Origin of the sequence: Pseudoalteromonas sp. S408, assembly GCF_005886645.1 — a bacterium.
In the GTDB taxonomy this organism is placed as follows: Bacteria; Pseudomonadota; Gammaproteobacteria; order Enterobacterales; family Alteromonadaceae; genus Pseudoalteromonas.
In genome coordinates this window covers 106,061-121,994 of the sequence record NZ_PNDY01000014.1, presented here as the reverse complement: position 1 = coordinate 121,994, position 15,934 = coordinate 106,061, and the positions used below count along the sequence as shown (strand labels likewise).

Below are 15,934 nucleotides of genomic sequence, written 5' to 3'. Positions count from 1 at the left end.
TGGTTCTTCAGTTTTCACTGGTTCATCAGCTTGCACTGGTTCTTCAGTTTGCACTGGTTCTTCAGCTTTCACTGGCTCTTCAGCTTTCACTGGCTCTTCAGTTTTCACTGGTTCTTCAGTTTGCGCTGGCTCTTCAGCTTTAACTGATTCTTCAGCTTGTACTGTTTCTGCAGCTTGTACTGGCTCTTGAGCCACTTCAACTTTAGCTAAATCTTCAACAGCAACGGCTTTTTCAACCTGTTCAGACGCGTCAACAGCCGTTTCTTCCGATTTTGCTTTAAGTTCTGCTTCGTACTCTGCAGCAGCTTGGTCAGCAACTGGCACAAAAGCAGGGGCTTCATCAGATTTACTTTCAGCATTTTCGCCTTCAGGGCGACGACGGCGCTGACCCGATGCACGAAGATGACGAGGAGAACGACGTGAACGTGTACGTGTTTGTTCTTCTTCAGTGTCTACAGTTTCAACTTTCGACTCAATAGTCTCAACCTTAACCTTTTCTTCTTTTACCGGTGCTGGCTTTTCAGCGGCTACTGGCTTTTCTTGTGCTTCAGGTTTTGGCTGAACTTGCGGCTTTTCTTCTACTGCAACTGCTTCAACAGGCGTTTGATCAGTTGTTTGTAGTTGCTCAGCGTTTTCGTCTTGAATACGTACTTTCTTACGAACGTTACGACGTTGACGACGAACCTTAGGCTTTTGCTCTTTAGGTGCTTCAGCTACATTGGTATCAGTATTTGCTTTTGCTGGTGCGTCTGTCGCTTTAGCTTGATCTTTATCTGCTTTGTGCTCAGGGCGCTTACGAGAGTTAGAATTACGACGACGCTTATTGCGGTTTTCGTTTTTCTCTTGGTTCTCATTCGTTGCTGGTGAACTAGTTTTTGTTTCTACTTCATCAGTATTGCGATCTGTGCGTTGTTTAGAACGTGGATTATTACGACGACGCTGATTGTTATTACGACGGCGGTTATCGTTTCCACGGCGCTTATTATTGCGTGCTTCTTCTTGTTGCTTTTCAATGGCTTCTTTTTTCTGCTCAGGTGTTTCGCTAGCAAAAATAGATTTAAACCAGTTAGCAAGTGCAGTAAATAAACCCGCTTCTTCTTTGGCGGCTACGGCTGCAGGCTTAGCTGCTGGAGCCGGCGCAGCTTGTGGAGCAGGACTTGAAGGCATAACAACACCCTTAAGCATAGGCTCTTCACGAACAGGTGCTGCAGGCGACTTCGACATTTCGAACACTTCTTGCTCAGGCGCAACAACTTGCTCGTAACTTACGGTTTCAAGTGTTTCGTCTTTACGCAAACGCATTACTTCGTAGTGTGGTGTTTCCATATGTTGATTAGGAATAATCACTACATCACATTTGTGATGCTTTTCAATACGGTGAACACTACGGCGTTGCTCGTTTAACAAGTAAGCAGCCACGGCAACAGGTACTTGTGCATTTACTTGTGCTGTGTTGTCTTTTATTGCTTCTTCTTCAATTAAACGAAGGATAGACAGTGCAATCGACTCATTAGAGCGAACTGTACCTTGACCACTACAACGAGGACACACACCTTGGCTTGCTTCACCTAATGAAGGGCGTAGACGCTGGCGTGACATTTCAAGTAAACCAAAGCGAGAAATTTTACCAATTTGTACACGAGCACGATCTGGGCGAGCAGCGTCTTTTAAGCGGTTTTCTACTTCACGCTGATGGCGTGGCGGTGTCATATCGATAAAATCTATAACAATCAAACCACCTAAGTCGCGTAAACGTAATTGGCGTGCAATTTCATCAGCCGCTTCTAGGTTGGTATTCAGTGCTGTTTCTTCAATATCGCCGCCTTTTGTTGCTTTAGACGAGTTGATATCGATAGACGTAAGTGCTTCCGTAGGGTCAATAACAATTGAACCACCAGAAGGAAGACGAACCTCACGTTGGAACGCAGACTCAATTTGGCTTTCAATTTGGTAGTGCGTGAATAACGGTGTATCGCCTTGGTAAAGCTTAACACGGCTCATAAAGTCAGGACGAAAACGCTCTATGTGCGCTTTAGCTTCTTCAAAAACACGTGGCTTATCAATTAAAATTTCGCCAATATCACGACGTAAATAATCACGAATCGCACGGAAAATTACGTTGCTTTCTTGGTGAATTAAAAACGGTGCTTTAGCACTGTCGGCAGCTTGTCTAATTGCTTCCCAGTGGACTAATAACGCTTTTAAATCGTAATTTAATTCTTCAAACGATTTACCAACACCTGCAGTACGCACAATTAAGCCCATACCTTTAGGTAATTCTAAACGGCCAAGCGCTTCTTTAAGTTCGGTGCGCTCATCACCTTCTATACGGCGAGAAATACCGCCAGCACGAGGGTTATTAGGCATTAGTACTAAGTAACTACCAGCAACGCTGATGAAAGTAGTTAACGCCGCGCCTTTTTGGCCACGTTCTTCTTTATCAACTTGAATTATTACTTCTTGACCTTCTTTGATCACGTCACGAATATTCGGACGACCATTAAAGGTGTAACCAGCAGGGAAGTAAGTGCGGGCAATTTCTTTTAAAGGAAGGAAACCATGACGATCAGCACCGTAATCAACAAATGCTGCTTCTAAAGATGGTTCAATACGTGTGATTTTGCCTTTGTAAATATTGGCTTTTTTCTGTTCGTGACCTGGGCTTTCTATATCTAAATCATATAGGCGCTGGCCATCAACCAGTGCTACGCGCATTTCTTCTTGCTGCGTTGCATTGATTAGCATACGTTTCATATTGTTACTCTATTAAATTATGTCGCTGACATGACGATGTTTTCTCGCCTGTTCAGTTGTTCCTATTTTTAGAATATGCAGCCTCACGACTGGGTCTTTAACGGAACGGCTCTGTATTTTCGTTAGCAGTATTTTTTAAATGCTGGCAAACAATAGCGTACTAAAACGCTATTAAATTCTTAATGGTGTTAAAACTGTCGGCTTTTCAGCTACGTCTACAAGTTTTACCCAGAAGTCGGCCTGTCATATCAATCTTACTAAATGTCGTTCATATTAGGTGCGTAGGGCTCATTAAGTTGGTAAGCAGTACAATGATGTATTGCTAAATCCCGGTTTAAGAGCAAAATTCGCTGCCGATGTTAATGAATACTTATTTATTAGATTTTTTTAGTTCTAAATAAGCTGCTTTACGGTACTACAATAATTGAGCAGTTGCTGAACGGCGTTTTTTACGCCGTCACTATCAGACAAATTATCTGTTCATTGCTTTTTCAATTGCATCAAAAACCACTTCATGTTCAAACTTAACCTGCAATATATTACGCGCATTGCTGTTAATTGACCGCACGTGTTTACTAGGTATGTATAAAAGCTTTGGAAAACTTAACTCGGATCTGTATGATCGGCTACCCAGAATGTGCATCACGAATGTTTTAATGTGTTAAAAAGCACCGTTGTTATTTGCAAATACTAAAATATTTGCGCTGCTGATTATCCCACTATTATAACTGTGTTAGCAACTAAATTATTTTACTTAAATCAGTGATTAGGCGATGTCAGAAAAAACCGGCTTACAAGTATCTTTTGTCACGATCAACGAAGACCATTTAGGTCAGCGAATTGATAACTTTCTTATTACCCATTTAAAAGGGGTGCCTAAAAGCGCAATCTACAAAATTCTTAGAAAAGGCGAGGTGCGTGTAAATAAAAAACGCATTAAGCCAGTGTATAAATTACAGTTAGACGACGTTATTCGTATCCCACCTATAAAAGTGGCAGAGCGCGAAGAGTTTGTACCTTCAAAGCTAGATAAAGTAACGCGCCTTGAAGACGATATTTTATTTGAAGACAAATACCTCATTGTTATAAATAAACCGTCGGGTATGGCAGTTCATGGCGGCAGTGGTTTAAGTTATGGCTTAATAGAAGCGCTACGCGTACTTCGCCCTGAAGAGCGTAACCTTGAGCTAGTGCACAGGCTTGACCGCGATACATCGGGGTGTTTACTTATTTCAAAACGTCGCTCTGTTTTAACATCGTTGCACGAACAACTTCGTGAAAAAACCATGGAAAAAAACTACTGGGCATTAGTTGACGGGCAGTGGGATGGTAAAACTAAAAATGTAACCGAAGGCCTGCGCAAAAATACACTTAAATCGGGCGAGCGCGTTGTACGTGTTGACAACGTTGAAGGCAAACCGTCGCATACTCGCTTTAAAGTACTAGAGCGTTTTAACGAATGTTCACTTGTACAAGCGTCGCCAGTAACAGGGCGAACGCATCAAATTCGCGTACACACACAATGTAAAGGGCATCCAATTGCGTGCGACGATAAATATGGTGACCAAGCGTTTGACGCAGGAATGCGCAAAGTAGGTTTAAATCGCTTATTTTTACACGCGCACGATTTAAGTTTTTATCACCCTAAAAACGAAACCACCATGCGTGTTGAGGCCCCCCTTGATAAAGCACTTAGCAACTGTTTATTAAAATTACGTGCAGCTAAAGAGTCTTAATGTATGTCCAGTAAACAATACAAATTAATTATTTTTGATTGGGATGGCACCATTATGGACTCAATTGGCAAAATAGTTAATTGTATTAAGTACAGTGCGGAGTCCTTAAGCATTGCTCCGCCAAGTGACATCGCAATAAAAAATATTATTGGGCTGTCGCTTGAAAAGGCAATGGCGGTGTTATTTCCCAATCACCCAACAAAGCAAACCGCACTAATCAATGCATACAAGGCACATTATAAAGTTGACTCAACAGCCACACCTGTATTTGATGATGTAGCAAACGTACTCAATGCCCTTAAACAAAACGGGGCAGTACTTGCTATTGCAACTGGTAAAGGAAGAGACGGTTTAGAACGCTTATTAGATCAAAGCCAGCTGAGGCATTTTTTTAGTGCAACCCGCACCAGCGACGACGCGCAATCTAAACCCTCACCCGATATGCTTTATCAATTATTAGCTGAGCTTGGCGTAAGTGGCAATGAGGCTCTCATGATAGGCGATACACAAATCGATTTGAAAATGGCACAAGCTGCAAACATAGATAGCATTGGTGTAACCATGGGGGTACACAATGCGCAGCAATTAAGTGAGTTTAACCCAATTGCAACAGTCGATAGCTACCAACAGTTGCAACAGGTTTTAATGGGCTAATACCTAAAGTGCATTTTATTTAGTTTGTAGGCTCAATACATCAACATTAAACTCAGCTAATAATTGGCTGAGTTTAATGAGTGGTAAACCAATTAAACTATTAGGATCGTCACCGCTTAGTTTTTCAAATAAACAAATGCCGAGTCCTTCACTTTTAAAGCTACCCGCACAGTTATAAGGCTGTTCTGCATCGCAGTATGCGCTAATTTGTGCTGTTGTGAGTGTTTTAAAGGTCACATTAAATGGCTCAACAACAGTTTTGCTTTGCCCACTTTGAATATCAAAAACACATAATCCCGTTAAAAAAGTAACGGTTTGTCCACTAAATAAGCTTAATTGTTTTACGGCGTTTTCTTTATTATGCGGTTTACCTAATATTTGATCATTAAACACAGCCACTTGATCAGAACCAATGACTAAGCCATTGTTAAAATGTTTAATAGCTTCAGCGGCTTTAAGTTCACTTAAACGCTTAACTAGGTCATGCGGTGTCTCGTTTTCAAGAGCTGACTCATCAACGTCTGGCGAAAAGGTTTCAAACAGTAAATTAAATTTTTGTAATAAAGACTGCCTAAAAGGCGAGCTTGAGGCTAAAATAAGCGGGTGCTTCATGAGTGGTTTTCCTAAGATAAATCAGATTGAGTTAGGATAAATCAGATCCGTGAGTAAAACACGTGAAAAACCTAGTAAAAATGGTTTTTTACTTTGACTAACAAACTAACTATCTATATGATGCAGCCCCTATGCAAAAGGTAAAAATTCCCTTCACTCTTCATCCTGGGAAAGCAGCGCAACACCGTTTATCATACGATGGTATTGTACCGCTTGAAAAACTGACTCGTTTACGAGGTGTTGTACAGGAAGAAGTAGGTGAAATAGCGGTAAAAATTCAGTGCAAAAACGATGAGCAAGGTTTAGTTGTGATTAGCGGCAATTTGTCCACACACGTAACTGTAACTTGTCAACGTTGTAATGATGATTTAGGGTTGGATTTGGATCAAGACTTTATGTATTCGCCTGTTGGTTTGGATGCTGAGTCGGATGATCTTCCAGAAGACTACGATGAAGTAGCGCTTGATGAAAACGGTGAAATTAACGTGTTTGAGTTAATCGAAGACGAACTAATTTTAGCGGTGCCATTAGTGCCTACACACAACGAAGCTTCATGCAATTACTCGTCAAAGCCTGCCAGCTTTGGTGTATTAAAAGCGGAAGATGATAAACCAAATCCATTTGATATTTTGAAACAACTTAAGAAAGATTCTTAGGAGAAGACTAATGGCTGTACAAAAAAGCAAAAAGTCTCGTGCAAGACGCGGCATGCGCCGTTCACACGATGCGATCAACGGTCCAACTTTAACAGTTGACCAAACTTCAGGTGAGACTCATCGTCGTCACCATGTAACTGCTGACGGTTACTACAAAGGCGTTCAAGTAATTTCTAACTAAGAGATTGCTTTGATGCTGAATAATCTAACCATAGCGTTAGATATGATGGGGGGCGATTACGGCCCCCGTTCATCTATTCCTGCTGCTGTTAGTGCAGTAAACGCTCACGCCAACCTTACACTTATTCTGTGTGGTAACGAGCAAGTTATATCTAAAGAACTCGAATCCCTCGATTCTTTATCTCACCCAAGACTCATAATTCGTCATTGTAGTGAAATAGTCACTAATGCCTGCGAACCTGCTGTTGCCGTGCGTTCAAAAAAAGATTCTTCAATGCGTGTTGCCCTTGATTTAGTTAAATCAGGCGAGGCTCAAGCATGTGTAAGTTCAGGTAATACTGGCGCATTATTTTTTATGGCCCACTACGTATTAAAAATGTTGCCCGGTGTAAAACGCCCCGCACTTATTTCATCTGTACCTACAGAGCGTAAAAATCCAGTTTATTTGCTCGACCTAGGCGCCAACGTACATTGCGATAGCGAAATACTCTACCAATTTGGTTTAATGGGTTCAGTGGTTGCAGGCCAAGCGCTTGGCTGTGATAACCCACGGGTAAGTTTATTAAACATTGGTGCCGAAGACATAAAAGGCCACGACGACATAAAACACGCCGCCCAATTAATGCAGCAAAGTCCGCATATAAATTATATTGGCTACAGTGAAGGCAGCGATATTTTTACAGGCAAGGCCGACGTTATTGTATGTGAAGGGTTTGTTGGCAACGTTGCCCTTAAAACCTGTGAAGGCATTGCCAAACTTATCATGAATAAGTTCTCAAAAGCCCTCGAAAAACACCTTTTATATAAGTGTATGGCGTTTATGCTAAGCCCAATCATAAAAAAACTCTATAAAAGGGTGAACCCCGACCAGTATAACGGTGCTTCTCTGGTAGGATTGCGCGGTATTGTCGTTAAAAGCCATGGAAATGCCTCAGCTAAAGCATTTCAAGCAGCAATCGATGAAGCGGTAAAAGAAGTTGAACGCCAACTTCCCACTAAAATAGCCGCTATTTTCGAAAAAACACATTCTAAAGACACGGTGGCCAATCAGTAAATTGATGTGCCGTGTATTTCATTATTTATTTGTTTAATTAAAAAGAGCAAAGTATGGCACAAAAAATTGCACTTCTATTCCCAGGTCAAGGTTCGCAAAGCGTAGGTATGTTACAAGCGCTCCTAGAAACCTCCGACATTGTAAAATCAACGTTTGCAGAAGCGTCAACCGCATTGGGATACGACTTAGCAGCGTTAGTTCTTAACGGTCCAGAAGAAAAACTAAACGAAACCCACCGAACTCAACCTGCATTATTAACCGCAAGCGTTGCGATTTATCGCGACTGGTTAGCTAAAAACCCAGACGCCGATGTTGTAATGGCAGGGCACAGCTTAGGTGAATATTCAGCACTGGTATGTAGTAACGTAATTAGCTTAAGCGAAGCCGTTAAATTAGTAGAAAACCGTGGCTTGTACATGCAAGAAGCCGTACCAGCAGGTGTGGGCTCAATGGCCGCTATTATTGGTTTAGGCGACGACGAAATTAAAGCAGCGTGTGCAGCATCAGCGCAAGGTGAGGTTGTATCGCCAGTTAACTACAATTCACCCGGTCAAGTTGTAATAGCGGGGCATAAAGCTGCTGTAGATAGAGCATCAGTAGCCTGTAAAGAGGCCGGCGCAAAACGCGCATTACCGCTTTCGGTAAGTGTGCCTTCGCATTGTGAACTAATGAAGCCTGCGGCAGATAAATTGGCAGCAGATTTAGCCGCTTTAACATTTAATACACCTAAGTGTGATGTAATTAATAATGTAGATGTAAAAGCAGAAAGTGCAGCAGACGTGATTAAAGATGCACTCGTTCGCCAATTATACAGCCCAGTACGCTGGACAGAAACAGTGCAAGCGCTAGTCGCCCAAGGTATAACGCAAAGCTACGAATTTGGCCCAGGTAAAGTATTAACAGGCCTGGCAAAACGAATTGATAAAGCAATGGTATGTGGCTCAGTAAACGACGCCGCTTCAATTGATACAGCTAAATAAGAGTATATAACAATGTCTAACTTATTTTCTTTAGAGGGCAAAGTTGTCCTAATTACTGGCGCAAGCCGTGGTATTGGTAAGGCAATTGCAACTATGTTGGTTGCACAAGGCGCAAAAGTAGCCGGCACAGCAACAAGTGAGTCGGGTGCGGCTAACATTAGTGAGTATTTAGGTGATAACGGTAAAGGTTATGCATTAAACGTCACCGATCCTGCTTCAATTGAGGCAACTTTAGCGGCAATAAAAGCCGACTTAGGCGATATTGACGTACTTGTAAATAACGCAGGTATTACGCGCGACAACTTACTTATGCGTATGAAAGAGGCTGAATGGGACGATATTATCGATACCAACCTAAGCTCTATTTTCCGTTTATCAAAGGCTGTTTTACGCCCAATGATGAAGAAAAAGAACGGCCGTATTATTAATATTGGCTCGGTTGTGGGCACTATGGGTAACGCAGGTCAAGCCAACTATGCTGCGGCTAAAGCGGGTGTAATTGGTTTTTCTAAGTCGCTTGCACGTGAAGTGGCCTCGCGCGGTATTACAGTAAACGTAATTGCACCGGGTTTTATTCAAACAGATATGACCAACGAGCTAACCGATGACCAAAAAGCAGCCACATTAGCAAATGTACCGGCGGGTCGTTTAGGCCAACCTGACGAAATTGCAGCGGCAGTGTGTTATTTAGCATCTGACGCGGCTGCGTATGTATCAGGCGAAACTTTGCATGTAAATGGCGCGATGTATATGGTTTAATAACCATATAGCCTTTAAAAGATTAAAATTAAGTTGGCTTAATTCACTAAAAAACATTGAATTATTTGTGAACTTGCTTTAAACATACTTGAAATTGCTATTAAAATAAGCGATAACAGGGAAAACACACACTCAGAGGTTTGACCAGATAATTATTTACGGTCAAATCATTGAATCAGAGAATTATGCGGCGTAAACTACCCCGCAATCTGAAAATAACGCATTGGCGTTTTAATAAAGGAAAGAAGAATGAGCGATATCCAAGAACGCGTAAAAAAAATTATCATTGAACAACTAGGTGTTAAAGAAGAAGAAGTTAAAAACGAATCTTCTTTCGTAGATGACCTAGGTGCAGATTCTCTTGATACTGTAGAACTAGTAATGGCTCTAGAAGAAGAGTTTGACACTGAGATCCCAGATGAAGAAGCTGAAAAGATCACTACAGTTCAAAGCGCAATCGATTACGTAACAGCTCACGCTGAGTAATCATTGTATATTAAAGGCAGCATTCGCTGCCTTTAATCTATGTATTCAAACCACCTCAAAGTTCATGATTCAAATAGCAAACCTTAACTCCCCAAATTTAACTAACATTAATTTTGTTTATGTTATGTGTTGTCAAACAAGTTTGAGACTCGCACTTTGAGGTTGCTTGGGTATTAATTCCCTTGTGAATCTAATTGGATTAAAAAAACCATTTAAAAACTAAAATGGTATAAATTTTAATAAAATTATAAATATCCCTTATTGGAGGCAAACCGTGGCTAAACGTCGTGTCGTCGTAACTGGCTTAGGAATGTTGACGCCGCTAGGCAATGATGTTCAATCAACCTGGCAAGGCTTATTAGATGCTAAAAGTGGAATACAAACAATAACACACTTTGACACATCAAAATTTGGAACAAAGTTCGCTGGTTTAATCAACGACTTTGACGCATCGGCTTATATGCCACCCAAAGATGCAAAAAAAATGGATTTATTTATCCAATACGGTTTAGCAGCAGGTGTTCAAGCCTTTAAAGATTCGGGCCTAGAAATCACTGAAGAAAACGCAACGCGAATTGGTGTTGCTGTTGGTTCTGGTATTGGCGGCCTAACGCTAATTGAAGAAAACCACGTTAAGTTACTTAACAGTGGCCCACGTAAGCTATCTCCATTTTATGTGCCTTCTACCATTATTAATATGATTTCGGGTCATTTATCAATAATGTACGGACTACGTGGCCCTAATATTTCAATTGTAACTGCGTGTACTACAGGCTTACATAACATTGGTCATGCCGCCCGTATGATTGCCTACGGCGATGCCGACGCAATGGTAGCCGGTGGAGCAGAAAAAGCCTGTACACCTATTGGCATGGGTGGCTTTAACGCAGCACGCGCATTATCAACTCGTAACGACGACCCACAAGCTGCATCACGCCCGTGGGATAAAGACCGTGACGGTTTTGTACTTTCTGACGGTGCAGGTGTTGTTGTGGTTGAAGAATACGAACACGCAAAAGCACGTGGCGCAAACATTTATGCCGAGCTAGTTGGTTTTGGTATGAGTGGCGATGCATTCCACATGACATCCCCTCCAGAAGACGGTGCCGGTGCAGCCCTTGCAATGGAAAACGCATTAAAAGATGCGCAAGTAAATGCAGAGCAAGTAGGTTACATAAACGCCCACGGTACATCGACCAACGCAGGCGACAAAGCCGAAACAGCCGCCGTTAAGTCTATTTTTGGTAATGCAGCAAAAGACGTAATGGTGGGCTCGTCTAAATCGATGATGGGTCATTTACTAGGTGCAGCCGGCTCGGTTGAATCAATTGTGTCGATATTGTCGTTAAAAGATCAAAAAGTGTCGCCTACTATTAACCTTGATAACCCAGATGAAGGCTGTGACCTAGATTACATTGCGCATACAGCACGCGATGCAAAACTAGATTACTCACTGTGTAACTCATTTGGCTTTGGTGGTACTAATGGCTCGTTGCTATTTAAAAAGGTATAATCTTTTTTAACAACGAACCACTTTATAAGAGCTCAGTTGTTTAACTGGGCTTTTTTTATATGCAAAAAATAATAAATAATACGCAAACAATCATCAACGCCAGTAAATCAAACGCCGTTAGTACAAGCGACAGAGGCTTAAACTATGGCGATGGCTTTTTTACAACGGCAAAAATAGCTAATGGCCAAGTTGAATATTGGCACCACCATAAAGCACGCTTAGCTGAATGCGCAAAGCGCTTAGCCTTTCCTGAGCTCGACTTTAATTCACTAGAACAACACCTACATAACCAAGTAAACCAAAAACAAACAGGTGTATTAAAAATACTCGTAACACGCGGTGAAGGCGGGCGAGGGTATAGCCTACCAAGTGAGTGTAATTTAACTATTATAGTAAGCGTACTTGAATACCCTGCACATTATCACTTGCTTGCAGAGCACGGCATTAGCCTTGAAATAAGCCCAATAAAATTAGCGGCTCAGCCATTGCTCGCAGGGCTAAAAACCCTAAACAGGCTAGAACAAGTACTCATTAAAAACGCCATGCAAATGCAAAATTGCGACGACGTACTAGTGCTCGACTACAACAACCATGTTATTGAAGCGTCAGCAGCCAATATAGTTGCCATTAAAAACGGTAAAGTATTTACGCCAAAGCTGAGTGAATGCGGTATAAAGGGCGTTTATCTGCAAGCGTTATGTGATAAATTAACGGTTGAGTTTAAACACATTACCGTAAACGATTTAACAGAAGCCGATGCGGTATTTATATGTAATAGTTTAATGCATGCCGTACCTGTTAAACGTATACAGCAGCAAAGTTTTAATGTAGCGCATAGCAATACATTATTAACCCAATTAATAGCCAAGGAGGCTGAGTGTTAAAAGTTATTTTATCAGTTGTACTTTTAGCGGTTATTAGCACGGCTATTGGCTATCAGCAATTGCAGGCAACTTTGCAAAGCCCACTAAAAGTAAGCGAAAACACCCAATTTGAGGTTAAAAAAGGCACGGGCTTTAATAAACTATGCCAACAGTGGCAAGCAAATAACTGGCTTGAAAGCTGCTGGCGTTACCAAGTTATAGCAAAGCTTGATCCCACGCTAACCGATTTAAAAGCAGGGCTTTACGCGCTTTCAAATACCAGCGTTATTGACAACATAAAAAAAATAAACCAAGGCCAACAAATCAGCTTTAGCTTTACCATTATTGAAGGCCAAGCACTACGCGATGTTATTGCTAACATTAAAAATGCGCCTAACTTAAAAAACGATTTAAAATTAGATGCGTTAAGCCAACAAATTTTGGGCAACAACACATTTTTAGAAGGGTGGTTGTTTCCAGATACCTATCACTACCAACATAACGATACCGCAAGCAGTGTATTAAAACGTGCAGCACATACTATGCAACAAACATTAAACGAAGCATGGCAGCAACGCGCTGACGATTTACCGTACAACACCGCTTACGAGGCACTCATAATGGCTTCAATTATTGAAAAAGAAACCGCCTTAGCCAGCGAGCGCCCGTTAATAGCGTCTGCTTTTGTAAATAGATTAAACACAAAAATGCGCCTACAAACCGATCCAACCGTAATATACGGCCTAGGAGAAAGCTTTGACGGCGATATTAAATACAAAGATTTACGAAACCACACGCCTTACAATACCTACCGTATTGATGGATTACCGCCAACACCCATAGCCATGCCATCTAAAGACGCTATTTTAGCAGCGGTAAACCCGCCACAAAGTGACTATGTTTACTTTGTAGCAAAAGGCGATGGCAGCCACCAATTTTCAACCACGTTAAAACAACATAACGCGGCGGTTAAAACCTATATTTTAAATAAAAAGAATTAACTTGTTTATGAAACCAAAATTTATAGTAGTAGAAGGCCTAGAAGGCGCAGGTAAATCAACCGCTATTTCGCTTTGCCAAGACTTTTTAAACAAAAAGCAAATTGAGTACATTAACGTACGCGAACCAGGCGGCACGCCATTGGCAGAGTCGTTACGCACCTTGGTAAAAGCCGAGCACGAAGAAGAAATAGCCTTCGAAACCGAACTGCTAATTATGTACGCTGCACGATCGCAGTTAATGCATAACGTAATAAACCCAGCGCTTGAGCAGGGAAAATGGATTTTAGCCGATCGTCACGATTTATCGTCGCAGGCATACCAAGGCGGCGGGCGCGGCATTAGCTCAAATACACTGGCGTCGTTATCGTCTATGGTATTAAAAGGCCTAAAGCCCGATTTAACTATTTACCTCGACATAGACCCAGTAATAGGCCTAGAGCGCGCTAAAGGGCGTGGCGAGCTTGATCGAATAGAGCAAGAAGCCATTGAGTTTTTTCAGCGCACACGCATGCGCTACTTAGAGCTTGCAAGCGACGACAACTCAATTAAAACCGTAGATGCCAATCAAGAAATTGATAAAGTACATCGCGATATCACAAACGTATTACGCACTTTTTTTGAAGAGCTAAAATAACATGTCTTTGCCATGGCTATATGAAACACAGCAACACTTAGCACAAAGCTTTCGTGGTCAGCGTTTTCATCATGCCCAGCTGTTTTGTGGGCCAGTGGGGGTAGGTAAGTTTGCCTTAAGTGACGAGCTAGCCAATGCCTTGTTATGCCAAAATATTACACAGCAAACAGCCGCACCAAACAGTATTTTAGCGCCATGTGGGCAATGTAAAAGTTGCTCACTTAACCTTGCTGGCACACACCCCGACAAGCGCATAACTCAGGTAGAAGGCCAAAGTATTGGCGTAGACGACATACGCGCCATAAGCGACTTTATGAACCACTCTGCGGCGCAAAATGGCAACAAAGTAGTGGTAATCGAAAACTGCGAAAAAATGACCATGGCAGCGGCTAACGCCTTATTAAAAACATTAGAAGAACCAAGCAATAGCCGTTTTTTAATATTAACCACAAGCCAACCAGCACAACTACCGGCCACTATTTTGAGCCGATGTGCTAAAACCGACGTAAAAGTAACCAGTACGCAATTAGCGCAGCAATGGCTTGAGTCGTTACAAATACTAAATTACACGTGGCTACCGCTTTTTTACAGCCAGCCATTGCAAGTAAAACAATGGCAAGAGCAAAACCAGCTACAAAATATAGATACCCTCTATAAGTTTGCAACTGAGTTTAAACAAAGCCATAATTTCAAAGCGTTAGTAGATATAATAAATAAACAACCGGAGCTGGTTCGTATATTTACTTTGTTTTTAAGCGAGCAATTAAAACAGCAATTATTACAAGGTATGAGTTTTGAAGCGTATCAAGAAGCGCAACAAGCACTTAGCGAATTTTTGCAAAATAACACAAAAATTCTTGGCCTTAATTTACCGCTCGCCGTATCGCGATTAGCGTACATTTTACGTAATAAATAAAAGGATTAACCATGCAAGAGCTATTAGTAGATATAGGCGACCTGGACGAATTATATCGCTGTTACATGCCTTACTTAAAAAAAGGCGGCTTATTTGTTCGCACTAACATGCGTTACGAAGTAGGGCACTCGCTGGCGTTACGTGTAACCCTTCCCGACGCACTCGAAGACGACATAGTAACCGGCAAAGTGGCGTGGATCACCCCTCAAGGTGCGCAAAGCTCAAATCCTCCAGGTATAGGTATTAGCTTTTTAGACGACAAAACAAACCTAAATTCCAAGATCGAAAAACTACTGGGGACTATGTTAAACTCCGGTAATCCAACTTACACCATGTAGTAAAAAACAGGCCCAATTTTGATTGTAGATTCGCATTGCCATTTAGACCGTCTTGATTTTGATAAACTCGATTTAAACCTAGACCAAGTGCTAGACCAAGCACGCGCCAAACAGGTTGAACATTTTTTGTGCGTAAGCGTAACGCTTGACCAGTTTCCTAGTATGCTAGATAAAATTAAGCACTACGACGATGTATCGGCCTCGTGTGGCGTACATCCGCTCGATCAAAAAGACGCGCTTAACAAACAGCAATTAATTGATTTAGCATCACACAAAAAAGTAGTCGCCATAGGCGAAACGGGGCTTGATTACTACTACGCAAAAGACACCCATGCCGTGCAGCAAGCCAGTTTTGTAGGCCATATTGACGTGGCTAACGAGCTACAAAAGCCGCTAATTATTCATACTCGCGATGCCCGCGCCGACACCATAAACCTAATGCGCGAGCACAAAGCCGAAAACTGCGGCGGCGTACTGCACTGTTTTACAGAAGACTGGGACATGGCTAAAAAAGCCATCGATATGGGCTTTTATATTTCTATTTCAGGCATTGTAACGTTTAAAAATGCGGTAGAGCTTAAAGACGTGGTAAAACAAATTCCACTCGACCGACTACTAATAGAAACCGATTCGCCGTATTTAGCACCGGTGCCACACCGTGGGCAAACTAACCAACCCGCTTATGTGCAAGATGTAGCCTATTACATTAGCGAACTTAAAGGCATTAGTTTTAACGAGCTGGCAAAAGCCACCACCAATAACTTTTACTCGCTATTTAAATTAGCAGCTAAAGGCTAA

Annotated in this window: 17 protein-coding genes; 15 read left to right on the top strand and 2 right to left on the bottom strand. The window is 41.8% G+C overall.

The window, feature by feature from the left end; translation table 11 throughout:
* Nucleotides 1-2,754, bottom strand: a 2,754-nt coding sequence (rne, locus tag CWB62_RS13205; protein WP_138530540.1) for a ribonuclease E, incomplete at its 3' end; no start/stop codon positions are given.
* Nucleotides 2,755-3,527: 773 nt separating this feature from the next.
* On the opposite strand from rne, the gene rluC reads away from it, so the two are divergent.
* Together rluC and CWB62_RS13195 are read left to right on the top strand one after the other, a co-directional pair.
* On the top strand, nucleotides 3,528-4,490 hold the full coding sequence (gene rluC, locus CWB62_RS13200) for a 23S rRNA pseudouridine(955/2504/2580) synthase RluC (protein WP_058406047.1): 963 nt from the start codon (nucleotides 3,528-3,530) through the stop codon (nucleotides 4,488-4,490).
* Between the two features lie 3 nt (nucleotides 4,491-4,493).
* Complete coding sequence (locus CWB62_RS13195; RefSeq protein ID WP_138530538.1) at nucleotides 4,494-5,144, top strand: HAD-IA family hydrolase; 651 nt, start codon at nucleotides 4,494-4,496, stop codon at nucleotides 5,142-5,144.
* Nucleotides 5,145-5,159: 15 nt separating this feature from the next.
* Here CWB62_RS13195 and CWB62_RS13190 read toward each other — a convergent pair whose 3' ends face one another.
* Nucleotides 5,160-5,756: a Maf family protein gene (locus CWB62_RS13190; protein ID WP_138530536.1), complete on the bottom strand. Its 597-nt coding sequence runs from the start codon at nucleotides 5,754-5,756 to the stop codon at nucleotides 5,160-5,162.
* A 131-nt stretch (nucleotides 5,757-5,887) separates the two neighbouring features.
* On the opposite strand from CWB62_RS13190, the gene yceD reads away from it, so the two are divergent.
* From yceD to CWB62_RS13125, 13 genes are all read left to right on the top strand, one after another.
* Complete coding sequence (gene yceD / locus CWB62_RS13185; RefSeq protein ID WP_006792308.1) at nucleotides 5,888-6,412, top strand: 23S rRNA accumulation protein YceD; 525 nt, start codon at nucleotides 5,888-5,890, stop codon at nucleotides 6,410-6,412.
* Nucleotides 6,413-6,422: 10 nt separating this feature from the next.
* Nucleotides 6,423-6,593 carry a 50S ribosomal protein L32 gene (gene rpmF, locus CWB62_RS13180; protein WP_004587686.1) on the top strand — a complete coding sequence of 57 codons (171 nt, stop codon included), beginning with the start codon at nucleotides 6,423-6,425 and terminating at the stop codon, nucleotides 6,591-6,593.
* A 12-nt stretch (nucleotides 6,594-6,605) separates the two neighbouring features.
* A complete protein-coding gene (plsX, locus tag CWB62_RS13175) occupies nucleotides 6,606-7,646 on the top strand; it encodes a phosphate acyltransferase PlsX (RefSeq protein WP_006792307.1) in 1,041 nt (346 codons plus the stop codon).
* Nucleotides 7,647-7,699: 53 nt separating this feature from the next.
* Entirely contained in the window at nucleotides 7,700-8,626 is a 927-nt protein-coding gene (gene fabD, locus CWB62_RS13170) for an ACP S-malonyltransferase (RefSeq protein WP_138530534.1), read from the top strand.
* 12 nt (nucleotides 8,627-8,638) lie between these two features.
* Nucleotides 8,639-9,385 (top strand): 3-oxoacyl-ACP reductase FabG, encoded by a 747-nt coding sequence (fabG, locus tag CWB62_RS13165; protein WP_058406051.1) that lies wholly within the window; start codon nucleotides 8,639-8,641, stop codon nucleotides 9,383-9,385.
* Between the two features lie 249 nt (nucleotides 9,386-9,634).
* Nucleotides 9,635-9,871, top strand: coding sequence for an acyl carrier protein (gene acpP, locus CWB62_RS13160; protein WP_006792304.1), 237 nt, complete (start codon nucleotides 9,635-9,637; stop codon nucleotides 9,869-9,871).
* A gap of 274 nt (nucleotides 9,872-10,145) precedes the next feature.
* Nucleotides 10,146-11,384: a beta-ketoacyl-ACP synthase II gene (fabF, locus tag CWB62_RS13155; protein ID WP_006792303.1), complete on the top strand. Its 1,239-nt coding sequence runs from the start codon at nucleotides 10,146-10,148 to the stop codon at nucleotides 11,382-11,384.
* 59 nt (nucleotides 11,385-11,443) lie between these two features.
* On the top strand, nucleotides 11,444-12,268 hold the full coding sequence (gene pabC / locus CWB62_RS13150; RefSeq protein WP_138530532.1) for an aminodeoxychorismate lyase: 825 nt from the start codon (nucleotides 11,444-11,446) through the stop codon (nucleotides 12,266-12,268).
* Complete coding sequence (gene mltG / locus CWB62_RS13145) at nucleotides 12,262-13,248, top strand: endolytic transglycosylase MltG (RefSeq protein ID WP_138530530.1); 987 nt, start codon at nucleotides 12,262-12,264, stop codon at nucleotides 13,246-13,248. The genes pabC and mltG overlap by 7 nt, the downstream gene beginning before the upstream one ends.
* Before the next feature lie 7 nt (nucleotides 13,249-13,255).
* The gene (gene tmk, locus CWB62_RS13140) at nucleotides 13,256-13,882 is read left to right on the top strand and encodes a dTMP kinase (RefSeq protein ID WP_039037938.1); all 627 of its coding nucleotides are present in this window, start codon (nucleotides 13,256-13,258) and stop codon (nucleotides 13,880-13,882) included.
* A 1-nt stretch (nucleotide 13,883) separates the two neighbouring features.
* Nucleotides 13,884-14,798: a DNA polymerase III subunit gene (locus CWB62_RS13135; RefSeq protein WP_138530528.1), complete on the top strand. Its 915-nt coding sequence runs from the start codon at nucleotides 13,884-13,886 to the stop codon at nucleotides 14,796-14,798.
* An 11-nt stretch (nucleotides 14,799-14,809) separates the two neighbouring features.
* Nucleotides 14,810-15,136: a PilZ domain-containing protein gene (locus CWB62_RS13130; protein ID WP_138530526.1), complete on the top strand. Its 327-nt coding sequence runs from the start codon at nucleotides 14,810-14,812 to the stop codon at nucleotides 15,134-15,136.
* Between the two features lie 18 nt (nucleotides 15,137-15,154).
* Nucleotides 15,155-15,934, top strand: a complete 780-nt coding sequence (locus CWB62_RS13125) for a TatD family hydrolase (RefSeq protein WP_138530524.1) — start codon at nucleotides 15,155-15,157, stop codon at nucleotides 15,932-15,934.